Origin of the sequence: Leisingera sp. M658 (genome assembly GCF_025144145.1) — a bacterium.
GTDB lineage: Bacteria > Pseudomonadota > Alphaproteobacteria > Rhodobacterales > Rhodobacteraceae > Leisingera.
The window spans coordinates 1444055-1470978 of the sequence record NZ_CP083546.1; the positions used below are offsets into that span (position 1 = coordinate 1444055).

The 26924-nt window shown below is 60.3% G+C and carries 27 protein-coding genes and 3 pseudogenes; 13 read left to right on the top strand and 17 right to left on the bottom strand.

Annotation, left to right across the window (positions count from 1 at the left end; genetic code table 11):
• Positions 1-228: 228 nt before the first annotated feature.
• From K3724_RS07225 to K3724_RS07235, 3 genes are all read right to left on the bottom strand, one after another.
• Positions 229-657, bottom strand: a complete 429-nt coding sequence (locus tag K3724_RS07225; RefSeq protein WP_259991377.1) for a VOC family protein — start codon at positions 655-657, stop codon at positions 229-231.
• A gap of 77 nt (positions 658-734) precedes the next feature.
• A complete protein-coding gene (locus K3724_RS07230) occupies positions 735-2015 on the bottom strand; it encodes a surface lipoprotein assembly modifier (protein WP_259991379.1) in 1281 nt (426 codons plus the stop codon).
• Positions 2016-2171: 156 nt separating this feature from the next.
• Positions 2172-3092: a thymidylate synthase gene (locus K3724_RS07235; RefSeq protein ID WP_259991381.1), complete on the bottom strand. Its 921-nt coding sequence runs from the start codon at positions 3090-3092 to the stop codon at positions 2172-2174.
• Positions 3093-3514: 422 nt separating this feature from the next.
• Between K3724_RS07235 and K3724_RS07240 the strand changes: the two genes are divergently transcribed.
• From K3724_RS07240 to K3724_RS07250, 3 genes and pseudogenes are all read left to right on the top strand, one after another.
• On the top strand, positions 3515-4411 hold the full coding sequence (locus K3724_RS07240; protein WP_259991383.1) for a thymidylate synthase: 897 nt from the start codon (positions 3515-3517) through the stop codon (positions 4409-4411).
• 198 nt (positions 4412-4609) lie between these two features.
• A pseudogene (locus K3724_RS07245) lies at positions 4610-5020 on the top strand (hypothetical protein); the annotation flags it as partial.
• Positions 5021-5113: 93 nt separating this feature from the next.
• Positions 5114-5795: pseudogene (locus tag K3724_RS07250) on the top strand (transposase).
• A gap of 438 nt (positions 5796-6233) precedes the next feature.
• Here the strand turns inward: K3724_RS07250 and K3724_RS07255 are convergent.
• The 3 genes and pseudogenes from K3724_RS07255 to K3724_RS07265 form a co-directional block, all read right to left on the bottom strand.
• Positions 6234-6575 (bottom strand): annotated as a pseudogene (locus tag K3724_RS07255) (ATP-binding cassette domain-containing protein); the annotation flags it as partial.
• Between the two features lie 3 nt (positions 6576-6578).
• A complete protein-coding gene (locus K3724_RS07260) occupies positions 6579-7454 on the bottom strand; it encodes an ABC transporter permease (protein ID WP_259987394.1) in 876 nt (291 codons plus the stop codon).
• Positions 7451-8287, bottom strand: coding sequence for an ABC transporter permease (locus K3724_RS07265; protein ID WP_259991386.1), 837 nt, complete (start codon positions 8285-8287; stop codon positions 7451-7453). Before K3724_RS07265 ends, K3724_RS07260 begins: the two co-directional genes overlap by 4 nt.
• A 150-nt stretch (positions 8288-8437) precedes the next feature.
• Between K3724_RS07265 and K3724_RS07270 the strand changes: the two genes are divergently transcribed.
• Positions 8438-8650, top strand: coding sequence for a hypothetical protein (locus K3724_RS07270; RefSeq protein WP_259991388.1), 213 nt, complete (start codon positions 8438-8440; stop codon positions 8648-8650).
• 695 nt (positions 8651-9345) lie between these two features.
• On the top strand, positions 9346-9825 hold the full coding sequence (locus K3724_RS07275) for a dihydrofolate reductase (RefSeq protein ID WP_259991390.1): 480 nt from the start codon (positions 9346-9348) through the stop codon (positions 9823-9825).
• A gap of 55 nt (positions 9826-9880) precedes the next feature.
• Here the strand turns inward: K3724_RS07275 and K3724_RS07280 are convergent, their stop codons facing one another.
• A complete protein-coding gene (locus K3724_RS07280) occupies positions 9881-10087 on the bottom strand; it encodes a cold-shock protein (protein WP_027259410.1) in 207 nt (68 codons plus the stop codon).
• Between the two features lie 188 nt (positions 10088-10275).
• Here K3724_RS07280 and K3724_RS07285 point away from each other — a divergent pair, with 188 nt between their 5' ends.
• Entirely contained in the window at positions 10276-10593 is a 318-nt protein-coding gene (locus K3724_RS07285; RefSeq protein WP_259991393.1) for an arsenate reductase family protein, read from the top strand.
• Positions 10594-10635: 42 nt separating this feature from the next.
• Positions 10636-11001: a hypothetical protein gene (locus K3724_RS07290; RefSeq protein ID WP_259991395.1), complete on the top strand. Its 366-nt coding sequence runs from the start codon at positions 10636-10638 to the stop codon at positions 10999-11001.
• Positions 11002-11073: 72 nt separating this feature from the next.
• On the opposite strand, the gene K3724_RS07295 is transcribed toward K3724_RS07290, so the two are convergent.
• The 5 genes from K3724_RS07295 to thrS all read right to left on the bottom strand — a co-directional run bounded on the left by K3724_RS07295 (position 11074) and on the right by thrS (position 15802).
• On the bottom strand, positions 11074-11649 hold the full coding sequence (locus K3724_RS07295) for a DoxX family protein (protein ID WP_259991397.1): 576 nt from the start codon (positions 11647-11649) through the stop codon (positions 11074-11076).
• 4 nt (positions 11650-11653) lie between these two features.
• Positions 11654-12409, bottom strand: a complete 756-nt coding sequence (locus K3724_RS07300; RefSeq protein WP_259991399.1) for a DUF2063 domain-containing protein — start codon at positions 12407-12409, stop codon at positions 11654-11656.
• Entirely contained in the window at positions 12406-13260 is an 855-nt protein-coding gene (locus tag K3724_RS07305) for a DUF692 domain-containing protein (RefSeq protein ID WP_259991401.1), read from the bottom strand. Before K3724_RS07305 ends, K3724_RS07300 begins: the two co-directional genes overlap by 4 nt.
• A gap of 68 nt (positions 13261-13328) precedes the next feature.
• The gene (locus K3724_RS07310) at positions 13329-13634 is read right to left on the bottom strand and encodes a DUF2282 domain-containing protein (protein ID WP_259991403.1); all 306 of its coding nucleotides are present in this window, start codon (positions 13632-13634) and stop codon (positions 13329-13331) included.
• A gap of 221 nt (positions 13635-13855) precedes the next feature.
• Complete coding sequence (thrS, locus tag K3724_RS07315) at positions 13856-15802, bottom strand: threonine--tRNA ligase (RefSeq protein WP_259991405.1); 1947 nt, start codon at positions 15800-15802, stop codon at positions 13856-13858.
• A 280-nt stretch (positions 15803-16082) separates the two neighbouring features.
• On the opposite strand from thrS, the gene K3724_RS07320 reads away from it, so the two are divergent.
• Positions 16083-16331, top strand: a complete 249-nt coding sequence (locus tag K3724_RS07320) for a hypothetical protein (RefSeq protein WP_259991407.1) — start codon at positions 16083-16085, stop codon at positions 16329-16331.
• Between the two features lie 100 nt (positions 16332-16431).
• On the opposite strand, the gene K3724_RS07325 is transcribed toward K3724_RS07320, so the two are convergent.
• Positions 16432-17439: a DUF4105 domain-containing protein gene (locus tag K3724_RS07325; protein WP_259991409.1), complete on the bottom strand. Its 1008-nt coding sequence runs from the start codon at positions 17437-17439 to the stop codon at positions 16432-16434.
• A 132-nt stretch (positions 17440-17571) separates the two neighbouring features.
• Here K3724_RS07325 and K3724_RS07330 point away from each other — a divergent pair, with 132 nt between their 5' ends.
• From K3724_RS07330 to K3724_RS07340, 3 genes are all read left to right on the top strand, one after another.
• Entirely contained in the window at positions 17572-18321 is a 750-nt protein-coding gene (locus tag K3724_RS07330; protein ID WP_259991411.1) for a carboxylesterase, read from the top strand.
• Between the two features lie 86 nt (positions 18322-18407).
• On the top strand, positions 18408-18833 hold the full coding sequence (locus K3724_RS07335; RefSeq protein WP_259991413.1) for a VOC family protein: 426 nt from the start codon (positions 18408-18410) through the stop codon (positions 18831-18833).
• Between the two features lie 122 nt (positions 18834-18955).
• The gene (locus K3724_RS07340; RefSeq protein WP_259991415.1) at positions 18956-19681 is read left to right on the top strand and encodes an alpha/beta fold hydrolase; all 726 of its coding nucleotides are present in this window, start codon (positions 18956-18958) and stop codon (positions 19679-19681) included.
• On the opposite strand, the gene K3724_RS07345 is transcribed toward K3724_RS07340, so the two are convergent.
• Together K3724_RS07345 and phaZ are read right to left on the bottom strand one after the other, a co-directional pair.
• On the bottom strand, positions 19678-20250 hold the full coding sequence (locus tag K3724_RS07345) for a DUF6151 family protein (RefSeq protein ID WP_259991417.1): 573 nt from the start codon (positions 20248-20250) through the stop codon (positions 19678-19680). The genes K3724_RS07340 and K3724_RS07345 overlap by 4 nt on opposite strands.
• A gap of 4 nt (positions 20251-20254) precedes the next feature.
• Positions 20255-21529 carry a polyhydroxyalkanoate depolymerase gene (gene phaZ, locus K3724_RS07350; RefSeq protein ID WP_259991419.1) on the bottom strand — a complete coding sequence of 425 codons (1275 nt, stop codon included), beginning with the start codon at positions 21527-21529 and terminating at the stop codon, positions 20255-20257.
• Between the two features lie 133 nt (positions 21530-21662).
• Between phaZ and K3724_RS07355 the strand changes: the two genes are divergently transcribed.
• Entirely contained in the window at positions 21663-23465 is a 1803-nt protein-coding gene (locus K3724_RS07355) for an alpha/beta hydrolase (protein ID WP_259991420.1), read from the top strand.
• Positions 23466-23597: 132 nt separating this feature from the next.
• Positions 23598-24047 carry a phasin family protein gene (locus K3724_RS07360; protein WP_129371274.1) on the top strand — a complete coding sequence of 150 codons (450 nt, stop codon included), beginning with the start codon at positions 23598-23600 and terminating at the stop codon, positions 24045-24047.
• Between the two features lie 94 nt (positions 24048-24141).
• Here K3724_RS07360 and K3724_RS07365 read toward each other — a convergent pair whose 3' ends face one another.
• Positions 24142-25893, bottom strand: a complete 1752-nt coding sequence (locus tag K3724_RS07365) for an adenylate/guanylate cyclase domain-containing protein (RefSeq protein WP_259991423.1) — start codon at positions 25891-25893, stop codon at positions 24142-24144.
• 114 nt (positions 25894-26007) lie between these two features.
• Positions 26008-26877: an NAD-dependent epimerase/dehydratase family protein gene (locus tag K3724_RS07370; protein ID WP_259991425.1), complete on the bottom strand. Its 870-nt coding sequence runs from the start codon at positions 26875-26877 to the stop codon at positions 26008-26010.
• Positions 26878-26924: the final 47 nt, after the last annotated feature.

The window sequence follows — 26924 nt, forward strand, 5'->3', positions numbered from 1 at the left end:
GCGGGCCGCAGACAGGGCATGAGGGGAAACCGTGCTCTGGACGTATTGAAGGGCAAAGCGCCAGGATCCGCATGAAGGTCCATGGCAGACGGCTGCAGAAGCGGCCGCCCTTGTTACCGGGTTTGAGGGTTGCAGGAAATCAATAAGCGGCCGCAGAGGCCGCATGGAACGGGCAGCACCAAACCGGTGCTGCGCCGGGTTTTCTGCGTTGCGGAACGGGGTGTTACCCTACCACTTGCCGGTGTTTTCCATGCCGGCCCAGGGTTCTGCAGGTGCCAGCGGCTCACCGTTTTGCAGAAGTTCGATTGACACATTGTCGGGGGAGCGGACAAAGGCCATATGCCCGTCGCGGGGCGGGCGGTTGATGGTGACGCCATTGTCCATCAGATGCTGGCAGGCCGCATAGATATCATCGACACCATAGGCGAGATGGCCAAAATGACGGCTGTCATCAGGCAGCGCATCATCGCCGTCCCAGTTCCAGGTCAGTTCCAGCGGTGCCTCCTCCTGGCCCGGCGGGGCCATGAAGACCAGGGTGAACCGGCCCTGCTCATTCTCCCAGCGGCGCGTTTCGCGCAGACCCAGAAGCGTGTAAAAGGCCATTGATTTTTCCAGATCCTTCACCCGGACCATGGTGTGCAGATATGTAAGGGGCATGGCGGATTTTCCTGTCTATGTTTGAAGGGATTTTACCGGGGCGGTGCACAAAGGCCAGCGAAAGCGCCAAGGCGCTCTCAGAATTTTGTTTCAATGCCCAGGGAGACAGAGAATTCCGAGCTTTCAAAGCGGCTATGGTTTGAGAATTTTTTTCCGGCACGCAATCGCAGCATCGGCGCAAAACCGGCATAGTCAAAATCTTCAAAGAAGAGGTTCAAATCGGCGTAAGCGGAATGGTCCTGCCGTCCGCCAGGAATAGGAACCCAGTCTGTTCCATTGTTGAAGATGTAGATGGGGTAGTCGGCGGCCCCTAGGATCAGCCCGGTGCTGACCTTGACCGGTCCTACTTTTTGACCAAAGGTATAGCCGACCCTGAATGTTGCGGATTTCGTGGTGGAGCTGTCGCTTTCCGCTTGGGTATCACGCAGGCCAAGTGTGACGTTCAGGTTATCACCATTGGCCAGTTTCCGGGAGAGCGAGGCGCCTAAGCCAAACACATCGGCGTCCAAAGAGGCATACCGAGGATTCAGGCGGTGTTCGGCGCTTCCATCAAGAGTGAAACGCATCTGAGGTGATAGTGCCCAACTGCGTGCAGCGGTCAGCTTTGCCAGATCATAGTTCCGTTCCCCGCCATACCAGGAAGTTGCACTGGTCACGGAAATCCGGGCGCTGCCACCCTTGTTCTTGGGGCCAGCGGCAAAAGCATGGCTTAAGGTGATTTCACCATAAGTGGAGCCGAATTCGGAGTTTCGCGGCACCGTTGTACCAGTTTGCCCGGCCAATTCAGCGGCCTTTGCCTTGGCATTGGACGACAGAGCCACACGCTGAATATAAAGACGGCCGCTTAAGGACGTCAGGCTTGTTTCGTTTTGCCTCAAGCGGCGGCTGATGCCTGCGTCCAGCGTGCCGGTAACACCTGATAACGCAACGGCTCTTGGCCCAAGCCTGTTGAGATGGGAGGAGAGCCCGTCAATCTCCTGCGTGGCTGCATCCGAACCGCCGTTGACATTATTTGATGGCTTTACCCCGCCGCTTAGCCGGAAGGACCACGGATTTATGCGCCGGAGGGTCTTGTAATCCTTGGCGATCAGGGTCTCGGCCTTGTAATCGGGGGCGTACACGGCAGTGCGGCGCAGCCAGTATTGCGACAGAGTCGGGCTGCCGCTCTGAAAAGCCAGGCGGGAAGCAAGCTGCGCCATCTGGTACTTTGCAGCGCCGTCCGGTGCAAAGCGGAAGGCGCGTGCGGCGGACTTCCGGCCTTCGCCGGGTTGGCCGTTTTTGGCATGGGCTGCTGCCTGCAGGTGCCAGGCGGCATGGTTTTTGCGGTCGGCCTGCAGCAGGGCGCTGGCGATCCGCAAGGCCAGCCGGGGGTTGCCGGAGTTCAGCGCATGCGCACCTAACGCGTGCCCTTGCTGGACCGACAGATGCATCTGCGGCGCTGGTGCTTCTTGCGCATGGGGCTGGGCCGTTGCCAGGGCCAGCCCAAAGAGAGCCGCGGTGGCCTTGCGCATGGTTTAAGGGTCAGGCTGGTTGCAGACCGGGTCGGGACTGGCACCATCGCAAGAGCCGAGTACAAAGACCCCGTACTCCTCGATTGGGGGAGTATTCCCCGAAAAGGCTTCAATATGGCTTGTCGCGTGGACCGAGCCTGCCACCGCTGCGGCATCCGCACCCGAAAAGACGCCGCCGTAATCGCCCACACTTGTGCCTCCAGCATTGACAGCGCCTGTAAACGAGCCGTCTGACGTTATCGCCGTCGTCATGAGGGTCAGATCCTCGACGGCTGTTGCAGGCAGGTCAGTGATCCGACGGTTGTAGATCCGGCCTTTGACTTCACTGTCTTGTGTGAAATCGGCATTGATGAAGACATCACCGGTAACTTCCGCGGATTGGCCGGGGAGAATTGAAGGGTCGGTGCCGGGAGCCGGAGTGAGCAAGTCGCCGCCGTCGCCGTTGATGTTCAACAGGCCCACGTAGGTGCCGGCATAGCTGACGATACCGCCGACCCCCGCGTCCGTAACGGGAGCGGTAAAGCTGCCGGTGCGCCCGTAGGTCGTGCCGCCCTGGTAAGTGCCGAACTGCCCGCCTGTCACAACGACAGCAGCGTAACCGCCTTCGGTTTGACGCACATAGGCAGTCGAGTGCTCAGTCAGTGCGTTGTCCTGAACGGCATAGGCCTCGTAGCCATTGCGGTCCAAAGCAGGCTTACGGACATAAGTCGCGGTAAAGGGCGTTTCATCCAGGCCGACACCAGTAACCGTCAGTGTTTGGTTGCCTGGATCATAATCGACGCTCTCGAGGTCATTTGCCAGAGCTTCGGGGATGGTGGTGGCCGGATCATCTGTGGGGTCATCCGTCGTCGTGATGAACGGATTGCCCCCGCCGCATGCGGACAGCACGGACGCTGCCGCGAGCCCTAGCCAATAGCGCCTCATCTGTCTCTACCTCAATTTGTTTTATCGTTTTGCGCCACCTTCGGTCCAGGCTGGCCTGTTGTCAATTGAGCCGTTGGCATTTGGACGCAACCGTGGCGGATACGCTACCTGCATGTAGCTCCAATTCAAGCCAGGCTGCGCATATGTTGTATGAAAGGAACGGCGCGGAGGTGTTTTTGATCTTGGCGCTTGATGGCGCAGCCGATATGCCGGGGTGTGAATTCCGGGTGTAAATCGAGGAAAGCAGCCATGCATCTGTATCTGTATCTGGGCCGGCGCCGCGGCTTTCTGTTTCACAAAGCGTTGTGGAACGTTCTTGGGACAGAAGAATGAGCTGTCGCCTGGCACGTGTTATTCATTATGATTGAAAAGGGCTGCCACGCAGGTTTCTGTTGATGGCAAAAAAATGTGGAGACAGAGGCATGCGGCACCCGGAATACCAGTACCTGGACCTGATCGAACGAGTCCTTGAATACGGGGACGAGCGGGTTGACAGAACAGGGGTCGGCACCCGCTCGCTGTTCGGCGCCATGGTCCGCTTTGATCTGTCGGATGGCACTGCGCCTATTCTGACGACCAAGCGTGTCTATTGGAAAACCGCAATCAAGGAAATGCTTTGGTTCCTGACCGGGGGCACCAATATTCAGCCGCTGCTGCGGGAAAATGTCCGGATCTGGACAGACTGGCCGCTGGCGGCCTATCGCCGCGAAACAGGCGAGGACATCACGCAACAGGACTTTGAGCGCAGGATTACCGAGGACGACGGCTTTGCCGCCCGATGGGGTGAGCTTGGTCCTGTATACGGGAAACAGTGGCGGCGCTGGATGGGATCTGATGGCCGTGAACATGACCAGATCGGGACGCTGATCCGCTCGCTACGCGAAACCCCTGCGAGCCGGCGTCTGCTGTTTCACGGCTGGAACGTTGCAGAACTGGGAGAGATGGCGCTGCCGCCCTGCCATATGGTCTATCAGTATCACGTGACCTCTGACGGGCGCCTGAATTGCCTTCTGTTCCAGAGATCGGTCGATTTGCTGCTGGGGGCGGCCTTCAACTATGTGGGGGCTTCCGCGCTGCAGCTGATGCTGGCGCAGCAAGCGGGGCTTCGCCCCGGTGAATTGGTTTGGGTCGGCGGGGATGTGCACCTCTACCGCAATCACTTCGATCAAGCGCGCGAGCAGCTGGCACGTGAGCCCCGTCCATTGCCGAAAATTTCGCTGACGAAACGTGCTGAGAGTATCGACGACTACCGGATTGAGGACTTTGAAGTCGAAGGTTACGACCCTCATCCTCACATCAAGGCCGACGTCGCGGTGTAAGGTTGAACCTGCTGAAGAGGCTGGTTCCCCGCGGGGCAGCCACGGGCTGCCGCAGCCGGATCCAAGCCTGCCAGGAAGGGCAGGGGGATACGTCCCGGCTTTCCCGGTGGCTTTGTGTCTGCCGGCGGCCGGTCAAATCCTGACGGGCCACTGCGCCTTGGATGGTTGGCATCACATCCACCGGGACAACCGGCCAAACGCTTGTGCCATGTTGCTGGTTTCAGCACGCGCGGATTGCGGGCCTTTCGCAACCGCCCGGCCAGCCGCAGGCCGCGGGTTGAAATGGTGACGCCGGCGCCCATCCGCTGCCTGGCAGTACATTGAAAATGCACGTGAGGGGAAGAACAGCCGCGTCTCGGCCTGGGCAGCTATGGCAGGCCAAGAATGATTGAAGAGCTGAAGGAGACCGGTTTGGATGCCGGTCACCGCCGTGTGGGTAGCCGCCTCCCGGCAGATTGGGCTTTGTCAGATCACCTGCCGGGCAATGGATGCGCCACAACGGCATATCCGTGGTGCAAAGGCGGCAAGCACAAGGTCACGACGGTCAGCGGCTACAAGTTTAACATCGCGCCCAACCTGCCGGACCGGAACTTCATGGCAGACGCGCCGAAATATCAATGATGGAGTGGATGCCCCACCCGGCGGCATCGCGATGTGCCAGAATGACTGAGGTTTGAACTGTCAAGCAAGGGGAGAGTGCCCGTGGAGAATGTTAGTATAATCGGAATTGATTTGGGGAAACGAAGCTACCAGCTTCACGGTGCTGCACATGACGGCACTGTGATTCTCCGCAAGAAGCTTTCACGTCCATAGCGCCTAGCATTTCTGGCTGGACAGTCTGGGTGTATCGTTGCGATGGAAGCCTGCGCCACTTCTCATCATTGGGGCCGCGGGATTGGTCGGCTGGGCCATGAGGTGCGGCTCATTCCTCCGATCTGCGTCAAACCGTTTGTGACGCGGTAAAAGAACGACGCAAATGATGCGAAAGCAATTGCTGAAGCAGCTTCATGTCCAAAGATGCCCCATGTGTGCGCCAACCATTCAGGCCTTTGCGCCTGCGATGGAAGAGTTTGCAAACGGCGGGGAATTTGCTGCTTGGTGCGGGCTGGTGTCACGACAAAGACCGGCCGGCAGCCGGTAAATCCTTGGGCGAAGCTCGAAAACAGGTCAGTGGGACATTCGAAGACTGTTGATTACCGGTGCAATGGCGGTAATTCAGCGGGCCATCCGGAAAGGCCCGCCCGTTGGATCGTGGCTGGCCAGAATGCTCGCCCGAAAACTACGCATGCTGGCGGCTACAGTTCTGGCCAATAAATTGGCCCGGATCGTTTGGGCCCTAACAACCAAAAACGAAACTTATAGAATTCCGGCACTGGCAGCATAGTCATCAAGCCGAGTGCCGGAAGGGCCGGGGATGTGAGAAAGTCGAAGGAGAGTAAGGAACAACGGTCATATGACGGGATCGGGGAAACCAGGTGGAAGCCAGGAGCCTGGTGCCTGCATCAACGATTTGGACCCAATCCACGGTCACCATACAGGCCAGCGGCGTGTCAAAAGCTGCAATCAAAGGCCGGACACACGACTGCATCTGATCATAGGTTCCATACCCCTCTGAAAAACTTCTTGCCTCAAACCGGGCATCCACACACGGCTTCTATAATCCGCGACGCTGCCACTCAGCATTGAGCTGGAAAAGCCCAGTCGTTTTTGAACGGAAGGTGGCTAAAAACGAGCACTTGGGGAGCACAAAACCGCGACAGGTCCAATCCAGCGCGTCTATGGCACGCTGCCATTTCTCTCGCTTGGACCAAGGCTCGCGGTACAGAAGATCGATCATCTGCTGGCCGATGGTCAGACCCGGTGCCAGCGAGGTCATCGGGTCCTGCGAGATGTATGAAATCCGGGTGCCGCGCAGCGCCTGCATCCGGTCCGGCGGCTGGCGCAGCAGATCCATACCGTCGAACCAGACTTCGCCCGAATTCAGCGTGGCGGCATCCGGCAGCAGCCGGGTCAGCGCCCACAGCAAGGTGGATTTGCCGGAACCGCTTTCACCGACGATGCCCAGGGTGCGGCCCTTCTGCAGCGTGAAAGACACCCATTTCACCGCCTGAATGGGACCAAAGCGCACGGCGAGGTCGTCAACTTTCAGAAGCATATCCGCCATGGTTCAGCCCTTTCCGCCAAGTTTCGGGTCAAAGGCATCGCGCAGCGCTTCGCCCAGGAAGGTGAAACCAAGGGTCGCCAGCACCAAGGGGATCCCCCCCGCCACCACCAGCCAGGGCGTGTGGCCGACAAAATCAAACCCGTCCTGCAGCATCAAACCCCAGCTTGAGGCGGGCGGCTTTACACCCACGCCAAGGAAGCTGAGGCCCGCCTCGGCGGCGATGAAGGTGGGAATATCCATTGAGGCGACGATCAGAACCGGGCCGATCACATTGGGCAGGATGTGGCGAACCACGATACGGACGCGTCCGGCGCCCATAGCGCGCAGCGCTTCAACATATTCGGCATTGGCCTGCGCCATGACCGAAGCCCGCATGATCCGCCCGTAATAGGGCACTGATGTTGCGACCAGCAGGCCGACCAGCACAACCATACCGCCGCCAAAGATCGGCCCGATGGCCAGCGCCAGGATGATCACCGGATAGGCGCGTACAGTGTCAAACCCCAGGGTCAGCACATAGTCCAGCCAGCGCGGCCCCATCGCCGCCATCATGCCTAGAATGCCACCCAGGATGACCGACAGCGCGGTGGAAATCAGCGCCACGCTCAGCGCGATCCGCCCGCCATAGATCGCCCGGGACAGCACATCGCGGCCCAGCTGATCCGTGCCCAGCCAATGCGCCGCACTTGGCCCCTGCAGCTTGGAGGGGATGTCCATGGCATTGGGGCCGTAAGGCGCAATCCAAGGGGCCAGCAGCGCCGACAGGATCAGCAGCAGCGCCAGCAGCAGCCCCAACATACCCATCGGATCGCGGGCCAGATTGGTGAACCCGCCGGGGCGCACCGGTTTGATGACGGGTTGAATATCAGCCGCAGTCATTGCTCTTGGCCCTCCTTGAAACGGGGATCGATGATGGCGTTGAGGATGTCCGCGGCGGTGGTGGCGGCGATCAGCAGCGCGCTGGAGGCCAGCACCGCACCAAGTGTCACCGGGTAGTTGCGCAGGATCACCGCGTCATACATCAGCTTGCCGATGCCGGGCCGGGCAAAGACGATCTCGGCAAAGACCGCGCTGCCCAGCATGTAGCCGACCCCGACCCCCAGCACGGTAATGGTCGGTGCCACCGCCACCCGCAGCGCATAGCGGGAGATGATGCGCGGTTCGGTCAGGCCAAAAGAGCGGGCGTTGCGGATGTAATTTGCCGACAGCACCTCGATCATCGAGGCGCGTACCAGCCGCGCCAGGTAGCCGACCCAGCCGATGCCAACTGCGACGGCTGGCATGATCAGGTGGTGCAGCGTAGAACCAAAGCCGCCTTCGCCCGCGCCGATGGCAGGCAGCCAGCCCAGCCGGGCGGAAAACAGCAGCATGCCGTAGATTGCAATGATCACCGAAGGCACCGCGATGACGCTGACCGACAGCAATCCGATCAGCCGGTCAAACAGCCCGTTGCGGCGCACCGCCGCCAGGCAGCCCAGCGGGATGCCCAGGCCTGCTGCCAGCAGCATGGCTGCCGTGATCAGCTGCACAGTATGCGGAAGATGCGCCATCAGCACTTCGCTGACAGGGCGGCGGCTGCGCAGATCGGTGCCCAGATCGCCCTGGGCCACTGACCCCAGATACTTCACGATCTGCACTGGCATTGGCTGATCCAGCCCCAGCCGCTCGGCAAACTCGGCCTTGATGGCTGGCGTCGCCCGTGGGCCCAGCATCGCGCTGGCAGGATCGCCCCATGACAGGTGCGGCGGAGAATATAACCAAGCACGCCGGCGGCTCCTTGGAAGAAAAATCCGGGCGGGCAGGTCCGGGACAAATTACTGCATCGTGCAGATCCCGTTGGGATTGCCGGTTCAGAATTTCTGATGCAATTGCAGGTCGGCAGTGTGGATTTCATCGCTGTTCCGGAAGGTCCCCTTGTCCTGGCCGATCAGTTCGGCAATCAAGCTGGTTTCACAAAGCACTGCGTGAATGTCCTGCGCGGTGATACCCGGTTGGCGGTGTTGGCAAAATCCAGCCGGACGACCGTGCCGCCTCAAAATACCTGTCCGAAGCTTCCGCCGCGGCCTTGGGAATGATGGTGCTGGAGGTGCCGGCTAAAATTACAGACTAATACGACGGAGACGGTGCGCTCAGCTGGAGGGTCCTGGTGTTAGGCCCGGTAACCTTGGCATCTTCGAGCCGCGCAAATTCGGTGGCAATGCCCGGATCCAGCTCCGGATTCAGGTGATGGTTTTTATGCGGGATGCAGGCTGCTTGCAAAAATGAGCGCGAAACTGTGCCAGCATTCGGCCTCCCCGCCAACTTGCATCTGTTATGCAGCTGCAGCCGCCCGGCCCCGGATGCATTCCGCCGAACCGGCATCAACCGGCAGCAATCCCGCACAGGCCGCACCAGCCAATCCGCCCTCTCTCTCTCTCCAGCCGCGCTTGCTCATGCACAAACCGGCGGCTATGAAACGCAAACACGCAAAAGTCCGGTTTGATCAGATCGAGGCGGCCGGGGCGCTGGAAGGGCTGACAGACAGGGTGCGGGCTGTGGCAGGCATTCTTCAGAGGAAGAGCGGACCAGCGCAGACGCGGGATGGGGCCATGGCGGCAATCGCCAATTCGAAGGAGACCGGAAAACCGTTCAGAATATGCGTCATTTGCCGATCAAGCGGCAGGCCGGCGCATTCTTCGATTTCACCTACGGTGATTTCTGGATTCTGAATTATGATCCCGGTCCGGACGTCAAGGCACCGGTTGCACTTTGAACAGCAAGGAAGACACTTATGATTACTCTGATCGCTGCGCGGGCGCGCAACGGGGCCATTGGCAAGGACAATGATATCCCGTGGTTTGCGCCTGAGGATTTAAAAGCGTTTCAGCGCGAGACCCTGGGCGGCGCCATCATTATGGGCCGCAATACCTGGGACAGCCTACCGGTGAAACCGCTGAAGAACCGGCTCAATCTGGTGGTGTCGTCCAACCCGCAGGCGGCAGAGAATGTGCTGCCGTCGATCGGGGCGGCGGTGCAGGAGGCCTATGCGCAGGGCTACCGCCGGGTCTATGGCATTGGCGGCGAAGGTATTTACCGCGGCATGCTGGAAATGGCCGACCGGCTGCTTGTCACCGAAGTAGATCTGACCATCGAGGATGCAGATGCCTTTTTTCCGGAGTTTCAGGCAGACGAATGGGCCAAGTCCGGGGAAACGGTTCTGCGCGGCAGCGATCCGGCCTGTGTGATGGCTGAGTATCTGCGGCGGACCTGACGGGCGGTCTTTGCCTGCGCCCAGTCTGATCCCGGGCGCAGTGCAGATTAATCGGTCAAAGCTCTTTCAGCTCTGCGGCCATTTGGCGGCCATCGCGGCCTTCGGACAGCTCGTAGCCGACCTTCATATTGTCCGCGAGGCCGGCCATGCCCGACCGTTCCACCGCGGAAATGTGCACAAACACATCCTTGCCGCCTTGATCAGGTTCAATAAACCCATACCCTTTGGTGGTGTTGAACCACTTCACGGTGCCACTTGGCATTTCCCGCGTCTCCTTCTACTTTGCACGTCGCCTTGAGGCTTCCCAAGACATCCGGCCCGTCCCGTTGTCTGAAGCGAGTGAGGCAAGGCCGGACAACTTTAAGTTTTGCACGGGCTGCTCGAAAATCAAGAGAAACCGGCGCATTCTACCATAAATTGTGTGAGGTTCCCGGAGAGGATGGAGGATTTATGAAAATCTACGGGCTGAAAAACTGCGATACCTGCCGTAAGGCGTTGAAGAGTATTGAAAACTCAACTCTGATCGATATCCGCACAAGCGGCATGCCAGAAGGGCTGCTGGAGGCGGCTTATGCACAATTTGGTGCGAAACTGGTCAATACGCGGTCTGCCACGTGGCGTGGTTTGAGCGAGCAGGATCGGGCAAGCGAACCGCTGGTCTTGTTGCGGGAACATCCTGCATTGATGAAGCGGCCGTTGATCGACCGGGACGGGGAGTTATTCCTGGGCTGGGATCAGAACGTGCAGGCGGCACTTGGCGGATCTTAAACCGCTGCCTATGTCGTTACCGTCAATTTAGGGAGAGGCATTATGCGCAACGCAGCCCTGGTATTGGGGATCATCGCCGGTGTTTTCGGCATGATCGTGGGCTTTTTCGGCTATGGCTACACTGCGGCGGTGGAGCATTTCGGCGAGATCGAAGGGCTGGCTGAACAAGTCGTTAACGTGGAGCAGCTGCGGCTGGCGGTGCTGTCGCCGCTTCTGGCGATTGCGGGCGGTGCGATGGCGCGGGCGCGGGCGTTGTGGGGCGGGGTCCTGCTGCTGGGATCAGCTGCGGGAATGTATGCAGGGTTCGGCCTCAACGTCTTTACCATCTTCCCGCTTAGCTTTGCCGCGGCGGCCGGGCTGATGGCGCTGGCAGCCGGGAAGCCGGATGAACCCAAGGCGCATTTCTAACCAGCCCTGGGGCCATTGAAAAAGGCGCTGTTGCGGAAGTAGGGCGCCTTTATTGCCGAAGTGATTAAGGTGTCAGGCGGTCACAGGTCCTGCGCGGCGGCGAAGGATCGCATCAGCCGAAAGGGCGCCGCCGCCCTTGATGACCAGGATCGCCAGAACAAAGACCCAGAACACGCGTATATCTGCCAGGCCGACACTTTTGATGGCTGGATCGAATTCAGCGATGTTGTCAAACCAGTTGCCCCACTGGGAATGCTGCGCGACGTAGACATCGGTAAAGCTTTGTACCGCGACAAAGCCGATCATGCCAAGTGATGCCAAACGGGTGAACAGGCCGATCACGATCAGCAGTGGCAGAATAAGCTCGGCCCACATGCCGGCAAAGGCGAAGGCCCAGTGAAAAATGGTCAGCTGGTCAAAATCATAGCCAACGGATTCAATGAATTTGGGGAAGATCTGGATATAGGCGCCGTCCGAGGGAAACAGGAAGCCAAAGAAGCCGTCGCCGAATTTGGTCAGGGCGGATTTCCAGAAATACACCAGCAGGACAGCGGCAAAGACAAAGCGCGCGGCCAGTGGAAGCAGCCAGTCTCCGACCCTTTCGATCTGGCTGAAGATGGCGTTGTGAATGGAGACTAGTGCGTGCATGGTCTTACCCTTTGCTGTCCAGACCGGTTATCGCGCCGCCCTGCAACAGCAGGGCCAGCGTGGCACCCAGGTCGAATGTTTCGTCTTCGGCGGCGGCCTGTTCCAAGGCTTCGCCGATGCTGGCGCCCTTCGTCAGGGCGCGGATCCAGTGTGCGCCCGCGGGCGGCAGGAGCTGGGGAATGGGATCGAATTCAGGGCGGGTGATCAGCACATCCTGCGCCTGGGCTTGCGGCTTGGGCGCGCTGTCTTCGGTATTGTAAAGCCAGAGGCCATAAATGGGCCAGGGCGAGCGCAGGAGCTGCACCGCGGGGGCCAGGGCTACGCGCGTGTTCATCAGGTCCCCGGGCGTCAAGGCGCCAAGGTCCTCGGGTGGAACGGGCGCGGCATCTGCGGCGTGGTAGGCGCGGCGCAGGGCCAGTTCCAGCCGGGCCACATCACCCAGATAGCCAAGGTGCTTGAGTTGCTCCATACCCTCCAGGAAGGCGGGGAAGTGGTCGCCATAGAACATCATCAGCGGCGAAGACGGCGGATGTTGGCGCAAGTAGATACCGGCCAGCCCGGCCATGTTTTGTTTGCCCAAAAGCTTGGCAATCACCGGGAAGGCGCTGTGCATGGCTTCGGTCAGGGACACGGCCACATTGTTGCGGTAGACGCTGAAGCGGCGCCCGGCGGGCTGGTCCTGATGATCCACCAGCCCATCCGGCACCGGCTGGCCCGCATCCATCATGGCGCGGGTGAAATCTGCTTGGGATACACTCATGCCGGGATGCGCTCCAGCGCGGTTGCGGCGCGGGCGGCCTCGGCTGCCAGCACCACCCAGTCCGGCACGTCGTTGTCCCATTCGATCAGCACTGGCTTGGGGCCGGATTTGGCGAGGGTGTAATCCAGCAGCGCCCAGACCGGATCCACCACCGCGGCACCATGGCTGTCAATCAGCAGGGGATGGCCGTGCTCATCCTGATCTTCGTCATGGCCGCCGAGATGGATTTCACCCACCTTGCCCAGCGGAAAGGCGTCAATGTAGCCCTGCGGAGAGAAGTCGAGGTTGGTGGCCGAGACAAAGACGTTGTTCACGTCCAGCAGCAGCCCGCAGCCGGTGCGGCAGGAGATCTCAGCCAGGAACTCAGGCTCGGACCAGGTGCTTTCAGTAAAGGCGAGATAGCTGGAGGGGTTTTCCAGCAGCATCCGCCGCCCGATGGTGTCCTGCACTTGGCCGATGTGATCGCAGATCCGCTGCAGGCTGGCGTCCGTATAGGGCAGCGGCAGCAGGTCGTTGTAGAAATGGCTGTCGTGTGTGGACCAGGCCAGATGCTCGGAGAAGCTGGCGGGGTTCAGCCAGGACACCAAATGCTTGAGCCGGGCCAGATGGTCTGCGTCCAGCGGTCCTTCGCCGCCGATGGAAAGGCCCACGCCATGCACTGACATGGCAAAATCTTCGGCAAGGTGGCGCAGCTGCGCAATCGGGCGGCCGCCGTCCCCCATGTAGTTTTCCGCGTGGATTTCCAGCCATTTGACAGCGCCCGGATCCGTTATGATCTGGGCGAAATGCTGCGGCTTGTAGCCAACGCCCGGGGCGGCGGGCAGCCTGTTTTGTGCAGCGGCGTCAAGCATGGGAAGTCCTGTTTCCGGGTGCAAAAAGGGCGGGAATTCACACTCCCGCCCCCGAATTCAAGCGGCGCTTATGCCGGCAGGTCGCGTTCCAGCGGCTCCAGCGAGCCGCTGCGTGCGGTGCCGTCGGCCATGGCCGGCAGCTCAAGACCGGCGCAGGTGCCGGCGTCAACCAATGTCCAGGCGTTGCCCTGATAGTCGGTGGTCGAGGTGCCCGCGCAGGTGGTGCCGGGACCGGCGGCGCAGTCATTCTGGCCGGCCAGCGAAACGCCGTAGCACTTTTCCTTGGTGGCGGCGGCAGCGGGCATGGTCGAAGCGGCGGTCAGAGCGGCAGCAACGGCGCCTGCAACGGCCAGGGATTTTGCGGTGTTCGACATCTCGTGAATTCCTTTCGGTTTAACATGCGGTGTCGTGATGACAGGCAAACACTAACCTGAGGTTTTCAGGATTTTAAGTCACGAGGCCGTGTCTCACGCCTGCGTCAGCGTATGTGAGAGCGGAACGCCGGGTAAAGAGCTGATTTCAAGCCTTTTTGCCTGCGTTTGAAACAAAACGGCCCCCGATTGGGGGCCGCTGATGCTGTTCTGCGCGCGAAATGTTACAGAAGGTCCGGCGGGGTGGCTTCCGCCGCCAGCGCGTTTGTAACATTTTCCAGGGAGTCGACCCTGGTCTGCTTTTCGCCAAGACGGCGCACCGAGACGGTGCGCTCCTCCACTTCGCGGTGGCCGACGGCGAGAATGACCGGCACCTTGCCCACCGAATGTTCGCGGACCTTGTAGTTGATCTTCTCGTTGCGGATATCGGCCTCGGCGCGCACGCCGGCCTTTTGCAGGTTGGCAACAACCTCCTGCACATAGTCATCCGCGTCCGAAGTGATCGAGGCAACCACTACCTGACGCGGGGCCAGCCAGAACGGCAGTTTGCCCGCGTGCTCTTCGATCAGGATGCCAATGAAGCGTTCGAACGAGCCCAGCGTGGCACGGTGCAGCATAACCGGGCGGTGCTTGGCGCCGTCGGCGCCGATATAGGTGGCATCCAGACGCTCGGGCAGAACAAAGTCCACCTGATGGGTGCCGCACTGCCAGTCACGGCCGATGGCGTCAGTCAGCACAAACTCCAGCTTGGGGCCATAAAAGGCGCCTTCGCCCGGGTTCAGTTCCGGTTCGATCCCGGCGGCGCGGGTAGCGGACAGCAGGGCAGCCTCGGCCTTGTCCCAGACCTCATCCGAGCCGGAGCGCTTTTCCGGGCGGTCAGAGAATTTGACTGAGAACTTCTCGAAGCCAAGATCGGTGTAGACCTTCGACAGGAAGGTGATGAATTCCGCGGTCTCGGATTCGATCTGGTCTTCGGCGCAGAAGATATGGCCGTCATCCTGGGTAAAGCCGCGCACCCGCATGATGCCGTGCAGCGCGCCCGAGGGCTCATAGCGGTTGCAGGAGCCGAATTCGGCCATCCGCAGGGGCAAATCGCGGTAGGATTTGAGGCCCTGGTTGAAGATCTGCACGTGGCAGGGGCAGTTCATCGGCTTCAGCGCGTTCACAGCTTTTTCGCGGGCGTGCTCCTCGTCGACTTCGACGATGAACATGTTTTCCTGGTATTTTTCCCAGTGGCCCGAGGCCTCCCACAGCTTACGGTCGACGACCTGCGGGGTGTTCACCTCGACATAGCCGCCCTTTTCCTGCTGGCGGCGCATGTAATCCTGCAGCTGAGTGTAGATCTTCCAGCCGTTGGGGTGCCAGAAAATCTGGCCGGGGGCCTCTTCCTGCATGTGGAACAGGTCCATCTCGCGGCCCAGCTTGCGGTGGTCGCGCTTGGCGGCCTCTTCCAGCATGTGCAGGTGGGCCTTCAGCTTCTCCTTGCCGGTGAAGGCAACGCCGTAGATCCGCTGCAACATGGCGCGGCTGCTGTCGCCGCGCCAGTAGGCGCCAGCGATCGACATCAGCTTGAAGGCATCGCCCGGCAGCTGGCCGGTGTGCTGCAGGTGCGGGCCGCGGCACAGATCCTGCCAGCCGCCGTGCCAGTACATCCGCAGCGGCTCGTCGCCGGGGATGCTTTCGATCAGCTCGACCTTATAGGGCTCACCCAAGTCGGTGTAATGCTGGATCGCGCGGGGGCGGTCCCAGACTTCGGTGCGGACCTCATCACGCTTGTTGATGATGTCCTTCATCTTCTTCTCGATGGTGCCGAGGTCTTCGGGGGTGAAGGGCTCGGCGCGGTCGAAGTCGTAATACCAGCCGTTTTCAATAACCGGGCCGATGGTGACCTTGGTGTCGGGCCAGATCTCCTGCACCGCGCGGGCCATGACATGCGCCAGATCGTGGCGGATCAGCTCATTGGCCTGGACCTCGTCCTTAATGGTGTGGATGGCGATGGCCGCATCTGCATCAATCGGCCACTGCAGGTCCCAGTGCTGACCGTCGACGGTGGCGGAGATGGCCTTTTTGGCCAGTGAGGTGGAAATGCTGGAAGCCACCTGCGCAGGGGTTACGCCTGCGTCATAGGATCGTGCATTGCCATCGGGGAATGTGAGAGAGATTTGGGCCATTGTCTGGCTGCTCCTCGTCGGTTTGGCGCCCACTGAACGCCCGGTTGCGGGTATGTGTTTGGTCTGTGCGTATTGCTGTCAATGCAGGGGCAAGTCAAGACAGGTTTGCATGTGTCTGTTTTTGCCCTGGAAAATTCCTTTGTGTGCCAATGCATGCGATTGCACATATATGTATACCGGTAAGCATTTGAAAAACAACAAGAAAAATGTTGTCATGGGAGCGAATCCGGGGCAGTGTGGCTGAAATCTTAGGCCCAATGGACATACCAGGAGTGTTCCGATGACCCGCCCGAACCCGAACTTTGACCTGACAGTTGAAGATGTGGACCTGATTGAAACCGCGCTGTGCCAGTCACGGGAGATCCTGTCGCAGCGCCGTCTATCCTATGAGCATTGTGCGCATGTCGAAGGCGGGCCGAGCCGGGAAAAGGCACGGCTGACAGGAGAGGCATTGACCCGGATACAGGATTTGCTGGGGCGCTTGAGCATGCAGAAAACCGTTTCCAGCCCGGCTGCTGCTGTTTTTTGACTATGCCAATTGGCGCTTGCTGATTCACCTGCCGCAGAAAAGATGCGAGGGGCCGGCCCCTCGCGCTCCCCGGGGTATTTTTGACCAGAAAGAAGCCGGATCAGTTCGATATAAAAGCAGGGATGCCTTCGCGGATCACCGCGGAAAAGTCCGGGGTCACGCCGTGGGCCTGGGCAATCGGGGTAATGCTGCCCAAGGCACGCAGTTCATTGACTGTGCGGGTCTGGTCCAGCACGCCCTGTTCCCACGCATAATCCGGCAGATAACCATTGGCCAGCACCCGCCAGTCCAGCGGTACCTCATCTGCAAAGGCGCGGATCATTGTCATCACCACAGTGGTGCAATTGGTGGTGAGCGAGTTGTACCACTCTGGCCGGGCGGCAAGGCTGTTGGCGGCGCCGACATACTGCATCAGCAAGGCGCGGGCGGTCTCGGGGCTGACGTCAATGCGGAACAGCTGCACGTTTTCGCCGCGGGCGTTGGTGCGGGTGCCGACCACGTCGCGTTCATCGGCGGCAAGGATCACCAGGGTATTGGATTTGAAAAGGTCGGCGATGGGCGAGAAGCCGCCGCCGAGCTGGCGCCGCACCTCGACCGACCAGGCGATATGATCGCCGTTTTCAAAGCCGAAGCTGACGATCATATGCGCCATTTGCGGACCGGCCCAATAGGACATGAACAGATCCACGGTGTTGAGCGTGGTCAGGTCATAGCTGCGGGTCTCCCAGCTTTCGCTGAATTCTTCAGGGGTTTGCCAGGAAAAGTTGCGCACATCCGTGAGTGTGAGAGTATCGCCCGCAACCCGGCCGGTGACCTGGCGGGCCACGTCGGGGGACCAGTTGCGCGCGTCCGGCGGTGTGAGGGTGGACCACCACAAGATCACCGCGGCCAGCGCCAGCGTGAAGGTGGTCAGCGCGCGCAAGGCACGCCTGCGGAACAGACCGGCAATAACAGTGAGGCCCAGGATGGCAAACCCGCCTGCCAGCAGGCCGCGCGGCAGTGTGCCAAAAGGCAGCCGGTACCATAGCGCCAGGGCGGCCCAGGCGGTGGCCAGTGCCACGGCCAGAATGGCGATGGCGATCGCAATGCCCTTAATGAGTCTGAACATGCCCAAGGTCCCTTGAAAATTTTCGCGGACCATAAGGAGGCAGGCGGGGGGCTTGCAAGCAGGGAGTGCCGGCGCTTGCGGGGCAGGCGCTGCCATGCCACATCTTAGGGAAAAGGACAGGAGACCAAAGACATGCCCGCCACATCTTTCCTCGAGACCGCCCAGGGCCGCCGGATTGCCTATCACAAGAGCGAAGGGCAGGGGCCGTGCGTGGTGTTTCTGGGCGGGCTGAAATCCGACATGGAAGGCACCAAGGCGGTGCACCTGGAAGCCTGGGCCAAGGCGCGCGGGCTGGCGTTTCTGCGGTTCGACTATTCCGGCCACGGCGAAAGCTCGGGCAGGTTTGAGGAAGGCTGTATCGGCGACTGGCATGAAGACACGCTGGAGGCGGTGGCGCAGCTTACCGAAGGGTACATCGTGCCGGTGGGATCGTCGATGGGCGGCTGGCAGGCACTGCTGCTGGCGCGCGAAATGCCGGAACGGATCAAGGGTTTGGTGACCATCGCTGCGGCGCCGGATTTCACCGAGGACGGGTATTGGGCCAATTTCTCGGATGCGCAGAAGGCTGAGCTGGAGGCCCAAGGCTATGTGGAGCTGCCCAGTGATTACATGGAGCCCTATCACATCTCCAAGCGGATGATCGAAGATGGCCGCAAACGGCTGGTTCTGCGCACGCCGCTGTTCCTGCCCTTCAAAGTCCGCTGCCTGCAGGGGACCGCGGATACGGCTGTTTCGACGGAAACCGCGCTGCGGCTGATGGATCACGCGACCTGCCCGGATATGCGGCTCAGCCTGGTGAAAGATGCCGACCACCGGTTTTCGGACGAGGTTTGCCTGAAGATGATGGAAGACGCGGTGCTGGATGTTCTGGGCGTCACCTGATGCGGCGGTTTGGGCGCGCGCTGGAGCGGCCTGACGGCTGATGCAACGGGCATAGCGGAGTGGTTGAAAGTGCAAAGGATTCGTTCATGGAACAGAGAGTAAGCCTGATTACGCTGGGTGTGCCGGACATGGAAAGGGCTGCTGCCTTTTACGAAGCTTTGGGGTGGCAGCGTGCTGAAAGCCCAGACGGGGTGATTGCCTTTGATCTGATCTCGCAGACCTTGGGGCTGTATCCGCTGGCAGCGCTGGCAGCCGAAATAGGCCTGCCGGAAGCGGAGCTGGGCACCGGTGCGGTGACGCTGAGCCATAATACCCGCAGCAAGGAGGACGTGGCTGTGCTGCTGACGGCAGCGGAGGCGGCTGGCGCAGAGGTTCTGAAACCTGCGCAGGATGTGTTCTGGGGCGGGCATCACGGCTATTTCCGCAGCCCGGACGGGCATATCTGGGAGATTGCCTTTAACCCATTCTCACCTTTGGCAGAGAATGGCGCGTTCCGCTGGAACGGCTACTAGGCGTGGCAGCGCAGCGGCAGCAGCTTTCTAAATCCCTGCCGCCGGGAGGTTTTTCTTGATCCCGGGGGAGGTTCTCCGCAGAGTTGAAACATCGGGTGGAAGGCAAACCGCGAGGGCAGGATATGCCTTATGACCAGCAACCGTGCCGCGAACCATTGGTTCTGCTGCCGGGGATGATGTGCGACGGCCGGATTTTTGATGCTCAGGTCCGGAGTTTTTCCGGCAGTATGCCTGTTATGGTGCTGCCGCTGGCGGGCGGCGACACGGTGGAAAAGATCGCTGTCCGGATGCTGGCACACCTGCCGCCGCGGTTTTCTTTGGCGGGTGTGTCGATGGGTGGCATCCTGGCGATGGAGCTGCTGCGCCGCGCACCGGAACGGATCAGCCGGTTGTGCATCATGGGGGCCAGCCCGCTGGCGGAGACGCCGGAGCAGGCTGCCGACCGGGAACCGCATATCATTGCAGCCCGGACCGGACGGCTGGAGGATGTGCTGCGCGAGACCCTGCCGATGGAGGCGCTGGCGCCGGGGCCGGGACGGCTGGAGGTCCACAATCTGTTCTGCCGCATGGGGATGGAGCTGGGGCCGGAAATGTATGTGGCGCAGGCCCGCGCGCTGCAGCGGCGGCCGGATCAGCAGGCAACGCTGCGGCGGACGCATGTTCCCACTCTGGTTTTGGGGGGAGAGCATGACACGATCACCCCGGTTGCCAAGCACCAGTTGCTGGCGCAGCTGATCCCGGATGCGCAGCTGCAGGTGATCCCCGAAGCCGGGCACATGCCGGTGCTGGAACAGCCGGATGCTGTGAACCGGGCGCTACTGCACTGGCTGGCGGTGCCTGTTTCTTAAGGGGAGAGTTTTGCGCGCTGGTCTTTGCTGAGCAATTCGGGTTCAGCCACCGGTTTGCCTGTTTGTGCATTAAAGAACGGCGTTTCCCGCCACTTGCCGGACAGCCGAGAGGTGATCATCCGGCTAAGGATGCCCCAGGCCATAACTCCGCCGCCCTTGGTCCGGGACTGTTTGCCCGTGACTGGGAGGAAAGCCTTGGCGCGGATTTTGCCAAGTGCGGATTTATCTTCGAACAAGTCCGAGCGCATCCCGGCGAAGGGCAGCGTGGGTTTGGCCAGCGTGTTGGCAAAAGGGGTGCCGCAGCAGGCGGTGTACCAGCGCAGCGGGCCGCGGGGGCCAAGGCGCAGCGCTTTCAGATGCGTCGCGCCTTGGGTGATGGAAATGCTGTCCGGTGCCAGCTGAAACAGGTCCACCGGATCCGGTGCCGGATCCGGCTGGCCGTGGTACAGCTCATTGGCGCGGCAATCGGGGCAGTAGCAGACCACGCGGGTGCCGCTTTTTACACCCTGTGCGGAAACTTCGCCGCACAGGGCCCCGCACTTACAGGAAAACGCCAGCCCGCCGCCCATGCCGTCAGGCAGCCGTGTTCTTGTTGGCCGGTTTGCGGCCAGGTTTTTTGCGGCTGTTTGCGTTCATGAAATCAATCACCAGCGGACGGATGTTGTCGCGCCAGCTGCGGCCGGCAAAGATGCCATAGTGGCCGGCACCCGGCTCCAGGTGGCTGGCCTTCATGCTTTCGGGCAGGCCGGTGCAAAGATCCAGCGCCGCGACGCATTGGCCGGGGGCAGAGATATCGTCCTTGGCGCCTTCGACAGTTTTCACCGCAACATTGGTGATCTTGCCGATATCGACCTTGTGGCCGTTGACCACAAATTCGTTGCGGGCGATCTCGCGTCTTTTGAAGACACGCTCGACGGTGGACAGGTAGAACTCGGCTGTCATGTCCATGACGGCAAGATATTCGTCGTAGAAACGGTTGTGGGCGTCGTGATCCGAAGCCTCGCCGCGGGAAACGCGATGGATCTGGTCCATGAAGGCCTTGGAGTGGCGCTCGCCGTTCATCGACATGAAGGAGGACAGCTGCAGCAGGCCCGGATAGACCTTGCGCCCGACACCTTTGTTTTTGTAGCCGACACGCTGGATCATGGTTTCCTCCAGCTGGCCCATGGTGACGCGCCGGCCAAAGTCTGTGACCTCGGTCGGGGTGGCGTCCGGGTCCACCGGGCCGCCGATCAGGGTCAGCGACGACGGCTGCGCCTTGGGGTCCTGCTCGGCCAGATAAGCGGTTGCGGCCAGGGTCAGCGGCACCGGCTGGCAGACCGCGACAACATGGGTGTCGGGGCCCATTTCGCGCATGAAATCGACGAGGTAGAGCGTGTAATCCTCGACGTCGAATTTTCCTGCGGAAACAGGTATATCGCGGGCATTGTGCCAGTCCGTCACATAGACTTCACAATTGACGATCAGGCTTTGGACGGTGGACCGCAGGAGAGTGGCGTAATGACCGGACATCGGCGCAACCAGCAGCACCTTGCGCGGCTGTTCCTCGCGTCCGTTGACCTTGAAATGGATCAGATCGCCGAACGGGCGTTCGACAACAGTGGTGATGTCCACCAGATGGTCTTTGCCGTCTTCGCAGGTGAAAGTGCGGATGCCCCAGTCCGGTTTCACCACCATCCGCTGGTAAGTACGTTCCGTCACTTCACCCCAGGCGGCCATCCAGCTGAGCGCAGGGTTTGGCAAGGCGGAAAAGACCGGGTAAGATGCCATGGAAAGGGCGGTTGCGCCCAACCATTGGTTGGTGTTCCGGACGGTCTCCATCAGATCGTAGGTCATCATGTATCGCATGCGTGTCTCCTTCGGGTTCTGCCCCTGCGTCATCGGATCGTCAAATCCGGAACATTGGACCAATCGCCGCTTTGCCCTGAAAAATGCAGAAGAGTATTCTGCATAGCAGAAAGCCTATGAGGGATTCTTTTATATGACAACTAGTGACGAATTATCCGCAGCGCCCAATTCTGAGAGCATTGAAAAGCTTAAGGAAAACATGAGCCGTGTTGAGGAGCTGACTAAGCGTCTGGCCGATGTCATGTCCCGGAAGACCCCGCATAACGCCGCTTTGGACGGTCCGAATCAAGAGCTTTATGCGCGTGCAGCAACTGCGTATTGGACCGAAGCGATGCAGAACCCTGCCAAGATCCTGGAGCAGCAGGTGGCATACTGGAGCAAATCGGTGCTGAATTTCGCCGAAGCGCAGAAGGCCCTGGCCGGACAGATGGACAGCCCGGACGATGGCAGCCCCAAGGACCGCCGGTTTTCGAATCCGCTGTGGGAGAGCAGCCCGTATTTCCACTTTGTGAAACAGCAATACATGACCAACGCCGATGCGATCCGCAATGCGGTGCAGGATGCGGACGAATTGGACAGCAAGGACAAGCAGCGGCTGACGTATTTTGCCGACCAGATCATCGAGATGATGTCGCCGACCAATTTTCTGCCCACCAACCCGGATGCGCTGGAGCGGGCCGTTGCGACCGAAGGCCAGTCTTTGATCGACGGGCTGGAGAACCTGGTCACCGACCTTGAAGCCAACAATGGCGAGTTGGTGGTGCGGCTGGCGGATGAGAGCGCCTTTGAGCTGGGCGGCAATATCGCCACCACGCCCGGCGATGTGGTCTATCGCAACCGGATGATGGAGCTGATCCAATACAAGCCCGCGACGGAAACCGTGCATGAGACCCCGATTGTCCTGTTCCCGCCCTGGATCAATAAGTTCTACATCCTGGATTTGAAGGCACAGAACAGCATGATCAAATGGGTGACCGAGCAGGGCTATACCCTGTTTGTCGTCTCCTGGGTCAATGCGGATGCCAGCCATGCCGAGGTGGGGATGGAGGATTACATCCAAGAAGGCATCCTGACCGCGATTGAGACCGCCAAGGAGATCTGCAAGGTCAAGCAGGTGAACGCTGTGGGTTACTGCATCGCCGGCAGCACGCTGAGCCTGACCTTGTCGCTGTTGAAGCAGCGCGGCGACACTTCGGTGAAATCGGCGACTTTCTTTACCACGCTGACCGACTTTGGCGAACAGGGCGAATTCACCCCGTTCCTGCAGAATGACTTTGTTGACGGGATCGAGGCGCAAGTGGAAGAGGAAGGGCTGCTGCGCTCCTGGGTGATTGCACGCACCATGTCATTCCTGCGGTCCAAGGATCTGATCTATGGTCCCGCCGTCAAAAGCTACATGATGGGCGAGACGCCGCCGGCCTTTGATCTGCTGTATTGGAACGGTGACGGCGCCAATCTGCCGGGCCGTATGGCGGTGCAGTATCTGCGGGGCCTGTGCCAGAACAATGAATTTGTTCGCGACGGGTTTGAGCTGATGGGCCACAAGCTGCACATCAAGGACGTGGATGTGCCGCTGATGTCGATCACCTGCGAGACCGACCATATCGCCCGCTGGAAAGACTGTTACCGCGGCGTGCAGCAGATGGGATCGCGCAGCAAAAGCTTCATCGTGTCGGAGTCCGGCCATATCGCGGGTATCGTCAACCCGCCCAGCAAAAAGAAGTACGGCCATTACACCAACGCTGATCTGAAAGGCGATAGCGAGGCCTGGATGGCAGGGGCGGAATACCACGAAGGCTCCTGGTGGCCGCGCTGGAATGAGTGGCTGAAAAAGCGGTCCGGCAAGCAGGTTCCTGCCCGCGAAGCAGGGGATTCGGGTTATCCTTCTTTGATGCCTGCTCCTGGATCCTATGTAAGGGTCAAGGCAAACCGTTGATTTGACGGGATTTGCGATTTTTTTCTGCACTGCAGCATTAAAAACCTTGAAATGCTGCAGTGCGGCACGCATATTCCTCTCATGCTAAGAGCGCAGGATGGTCCTGCTGCAGCTTTCTGAGGAATTAGAACTATGGCAAAGACCCAAGACTTCACCGCGATGATGAAAGACTTCATGGGCGCATTCCCGGTCGACACCAAAGCGATGGAAGACGTTTTCAAAAACACCGCAGCCCTGAACGAGAAGCTGTCCGCCGTTGCGCTGGACGCTGCCGGCAAATCCGCTGAGCTGTCGAACAAGTGGACCAAAGAAACCATCTCCAAGCTGGGCGATGTGTCCAAAGTCAAAGCCGACCCGGCCGACTATGCCAAAGCCGCAACCGATTTCGCCTCTGCTTCCGCTGAAGTGGCTGCTGAAAACATGGCTGCCTTTGCTGAGATCGCCAAGAAGGTCCAGATGGAAACCGTTGAGCTGGTGATGGCTGCCGGCAAAGACATGGGCGAAGAAGCCACCGCAGCTGTGAAAAAGGCCACCGACGAAGTGACCTCCGCTGCGAAAAAAGCTTCGGCTACTGCAAAGTAAGATCGACCACAGACCGGCCCTGGCTCTCCTCCCTGACGGAGCCGGACTGTGAGAAAGGGCGGGCCGCAAGGCCTGCCCTTTTGCCGTTCAGGGGTCAGTCCGGCAACCCGGCCCGCCGCAGACCGTCGCAGTAATGCTCCAGATCTTCTGCTCTGACAAAGGGCAGGGTCTTGCTGATACGGGCGAGCGAAAACTCTGGCTCCAGGCCAAGGATACGCCCGCATTCCCGTGCTGCCGCAGCCCTGTCTCCCAGTTGTGCGTAGCAGGCAGCCAGATGGCGGTGCGGGGCCGGAAAGCCGGGAAACAGCCCGACAGCCTTGTTCACTTCAGATATGCCGGGGCGGTATTCCCGGCACATATACAGCGCCAGCCCCCTGAACCAGTGGAAGTAGGTTGGATGGAACGGGTTGCGGCCAGAGGCTTGATCCAATTCGGCAAGGGCCTTTTCGGGCTGGCCCCGGTACACATAAGACAGGCCGCGGAAAGCCATTGCGTCAGTGTCGTTCGGGTTCAGGGCAAGGGCGCGCTGGAAATGGTCTTCTGCCAGAGAAAATTCTCCCTTGAACAGATGCATGACGGCCAGACGGCGCTGCACGACGCTGTCCAGCGGGTCGATACGGGCGGCGCGGCGCAGATACGGGAAGGCCTGATCCAGGGTGTCTTCAGGGGACAGGCCCCAGCCGCTCATCCATTCGACCAGGAATGTGAGCGCCAATCCGGAATAGGCCGACGGATTCCCAGGATCGCTGTCACAGGCATTCTGGTACAATTCCCGGCACTGATACAAAGTGTCCCGGGTGTCTAGGATCAGAGCTTTGGCTTGCAGGACCAGTTCCTTGGATGTCCAAGGGCCGCCGCTGGCCAGAACTTCGGCTGATATGCGTTTTGCGGTGGCCTGCAATTGTCCGGCCAGGGTTTGGGTGATTTGCCGTGCCAAAGCATCCTGAAGGCTGAACCCGGCCTGATTTTCCAGATCGTATTGTTCACTAAGCAGCGTTGTACCGCTGTAGCCATCAGCCAGCGAAACAGCGACACGCAATTGTCCGGACCGTTGCCGCACCGTGCCCTCAACCAGGTAACGGACGCCCAATTCCACTGCAGCCAGGGATGTTTCAGATGCGCTGCCGGCAAAGCGGAGTGCAGTGGTGCGGGAAATGACACGCAGCTCACGGAACCGGGAAAGACCGATGGTTATGTCTTCGGTCAGGGTTTCAGAGAGACTGTCTGCTCCGGGTGCACCAGGTGATTTGTTCAGGAAAGGCAGAACGGCAACGGATACTTCGTAGGCGGGGCCTTCGGCCTCAAAGCGCGGCATCGGGTTTTCGGCTATGCGGAAGATCCGCACCGGGTCTGAGATGTTGCGGATCACCTGCAGGCCGAGGTCGTCAAAGGCTGCATTGATCCTGCCGCGGACCTGTTCTTGAACCGTGCCGGAAACACAGATTTCACCGGGTCCTGCAAGGCTTTCGAGGCGGGCGGCGATATTGACGCAATTGCCGAACAGATCGTCCCCGGCAGCAATGACGGTTCCTGTGTGAATTCCCATTCTCAGGTGCAGATGCGGCGGAGGATGGCTGGCAGCCGCGGCAGCGGTCCGCTTGGCAATCAGCAAGGCGGCTTTCACCGCTTGCACAGACGTTTGGAACTCCAGCAGAAAGCCGTCGCCCTGTGATTTGACAAGCCGGCCTGAATACTGCTGTGCGGCTGGCACGACGATATCGTCCGCAAGAGTGCGAACGGCAGCGACCGCTTCCGCCTCCCCGGTCTCAACCAGTGCGGAAAATCCAGCCACATCAGCGATTAAAACAGCAGCTTGTCTTTGTCTGTCCCCTTGGTCAGCCATCATTCCCGCTACCACAGACTCGAAAAGACTCTGTCTGAATTGTATCACATCAAGCCCTGTTTGCTGCACCTCAATTGCAAAATGTTCGATTTTTGTTCATGGAAAGCTGTCTTGAGGTCAAAACTGCGCATTGCGGAAACTGGTGTATTGCGGCTCCCAGCCAGTCATTTGGCGCAGTTTTGCAGAGCCCATCTGCTGGTCCAATGCCGGTCCCTCGGCCCAATCGCCGTATTTGATCAGCACGTGCTTGAGGCTGCGCACAACATAGCTGGCGTCATGGCCATGGCGCCGGGCAATCTCGCGGGTGATCTCTGCCACTGGCACGCCGGTTTCCGCACTGGCATTGAAGTGGCCTGTTAGCTTGGGGCGCTCCATCAGCAGACGGTAGGCGCGGGCAAGATCCGCACGTTCGACCAAGGGCCAGCGGGTTGCGATACTGCCCCAGATCTCAAACGGTATCCTATGACGGGCAGCCTCCAAGTAGCGGGAAAACACGCCGCCATCCGGGTGATAGACCATCGCCGGGTGGATCACCGCGGTTGAAACCGCAGGGGCTGCAAGGGCGGCGCAGGCATTCTTTTGCATCCAGGCGAAGGCTTTGATCGGCCTTAAGGGGCTGGCCTCATCGGCGATCCGGTTGCCGGTCGCGCCGTACAGCCAGCAGCCGCCAGTATAGATCAGCCGCAGAGGTTCAGGGCGCAGGGCCGCTTGGCGCAGGATGGCGGTCATGGCGGCGGCGTCCGTCTCTGCCATGTCCGGGCCAAAGGTGGCCGCCAGCTGGATCAGCCCGTCCACGCGGGACACTTCGCGGACCCAGCTGCCGGGGTGGCGCAGATCGCCGCGCAAGGGGCGGGCACCCAGTGCTGTCAGTTTGCGGTCCGAGGCGACCGAGCGGCTGAGGCCGGTAACGTCATGGCCGTGCCGGACCAGGTCTTGGGTGACGGCGGTGCCGATGGATCCGGTGCCGCCGAGGATCAGGATTTTCATGTCCCGCGCTTTCCTGCTGCAGATTCTATTGCGGGATCCTCTGTAAA

What these genes read in the sequence shown, in the direction of transcription:
- K3724_RS07225 (WP_259991377.1), bottom strand. Translation starts at nt 657, where the DNA reads ATGCCCCTTACATATCTGCACACCATGGTCCGGGTGAAGGATCTGGAA.
- K3724_RS07235 (WP_259991381.1), bottom strand. Translation starts at nt 3,092, where the DNA reads ATGAGGCGCTATTGGCTAGGGCTCGCGGCAGCGTCCGTGCTGTCCGCA.
- K3724_RS07240 (WP_259991383.1), top strand. Translation starts at nt 3,515, where the DNA reads ATGCGGCACCCGGAATACCAGTACCTGGACCTGATCGAACGAGTCCTT.
- K3724_RS07260 (WP_259987394.1), bottom strand. Translation starts at nt 7,454, where the DNA reads ATGACTGCGGCTGATATTCAACCCGTCATCAAACCGGTGCGCCCCGGC.
- K3724_RS07265 (WP_259991386.1), bottom strand. Translation starts at nt 8,287, where the DNA reads ATGCTGGGCCCACGGGCGACGCCAGCCATCAAGGCCGAGTTTGCCGAG.
- K3724_RS07270 (WP_259991388.1), top strand. Translation starts at nt 8,438, where the DNA reads ATGCAATTGCAGGTCGGCAGTGTGGATTTCATCGCTGTTCCGGAAGGT.
- K3724_RS07275 (WP_259991390.1), top strand. Translation starts at nt 9,346, where the DNA reads ATGATTACTCTGATCGCTGCGCGGGCGCGCAACGGGGCCATTGGCAAG.
- K3724_RS07280 (WP_027259410.1), bottom strand. Translation starts at nt 10,087, where the DNA reads ATGCCAAGTGGCACCGTGAAGTGGTTCAACACCACCAAAGGGTATGGG.
- K3724_RS07285 (WP_259991393.1), top strand. Translation starts at nt 10,276, where the DNA reads ATGAAAATCTACGGGCTGAAAAACTGCGATACCTGCCGTAAGGCGTTG.
- K3724_RS07290 (WP_259991395.1), top strand. Translation starts at nt 10,636, where the DNA reads ATGCGCAACGCAGCCCTGGTATTGGGGATCATCGCCGGTGTTTTCGGC.
- K3724_RS07295 (WP_259991397.1), bottom strand. Translation starts at nt 11,649, where the DNA reads ATGCACGCACTAGTCTCCATTCACAACGCCATCTTCAGCCAGATCGAA.
- K3724_RS07300 (WP_259991399.1), bottom strand. Translation starts at nt 12,409, where the DNA reads ATGAGTGTATCCCAAGCAGATTTCACCCGCGCCATGATGGATGCGGGC.
- K3724_RS07305 (WP_259991401.1), bottom strand. Translation starts at nt 13,260, where the DNA reads ATGCTTGACGCCGCTGCACAAAACAGGCTGCCCGCCGCCCCGGGCGTT.
- K3724_RS07310 (WP_259991403.1), bottom strand. Translation starts at nt 13,634, where the DNA reads ATGTCGAACACCGCAAAATCCCTGGCCGTTGCAGGCGCCGTTGCTGCC.
- thrS (WP_259991405.1), bottom strand. Translation starts at nt 15,802, where the DNA reads ATGGCCCAAATCTCTCTCACATTCCCCGATGGCAATGCACGATCCTAT.
- K3724_RS07320 (WP_259991407.1), top strand. Translation starts at nt 16,083, where the DNA reads ATGACCCGCCCGAACCCGAACTTTGACCTGACAGTTGAAGATGTGGAC.
- K3724_RS07325 (WP_259991409.1), bottom strand. Translation starts at nt 17,439, where the DNA reads ATGTTCAGACTCATTAAGGGCATTGCGATCGCCATCGCCATTCTGGCC.
- K3724_RS07330 (WP_259991411.1), top strand. Translation starts at nt 17,572, where the DNA reads ATGCCCGCCACATCTTTCCTCGAGACCGCCCAGGGCCGCCGGATTGCC.
- K3724_RS07335 (WP_259991413.1), top strand. Translation starts at nt 18,408, where the DNA reads ATGGAACAGAGAGTAAGCCTGATTACGCTGGGTGTGCCGGACATGGAA.
- K3724_RS07340 (WP_259991415.1), top strand. Translation starts at nt 18,956, where the DNA reads ATGCCTTATGACCAGCAACCGTGCCGCGAACCATTGGTTCTGCTGCCG.
- K3724_RS07345 (WP_259991417.1), bottom strand. Translation starts at nt 20,250, where the DNA reads ATGGGCGGCGGGCTGGCGTTTTCCTGTAAGTGCGGGGCCCTGTGCGGC.
- phaZ (WP_259991419.1), bottom strand. Translation starts at nt 21,529, where the DNA reads ATGCGATACATGATGACCTACGATCTGATGGAGACCGTCCGGAACACC.
- K3724_RS07355 (WP_259991420.1), top strand. Translation starts at nt 21,663, where the DNA reads ATGACAACTAGTGACGAATTATCCGCAGCGCCCAATTCTGAGAGCATT.
- K3724_RS07360 (WP_129371274.1), top strand. Translation starts at nt 23,598, where the DNA reads ATGGCAAAGACCCAAGACTTCACCGCGATGATGAAAGACTTCATGGGC.
- K3724_RS07365 (WP_259991423.1), bottom strand. Translation starts at nt 25,893, where the DNA reads ATGATGGCTGACCAAGGGGACAGACAAAGACAAGCTGCTGTTTTAATC.
- K3724_RS07370 (WP_259991425.1), bottom strand. Translation starts at nt 26,877, where the DNA reads ATGAAAATCCTGATCCTCGGCGGCACCGGATCCATCGGCACCGCCGTC.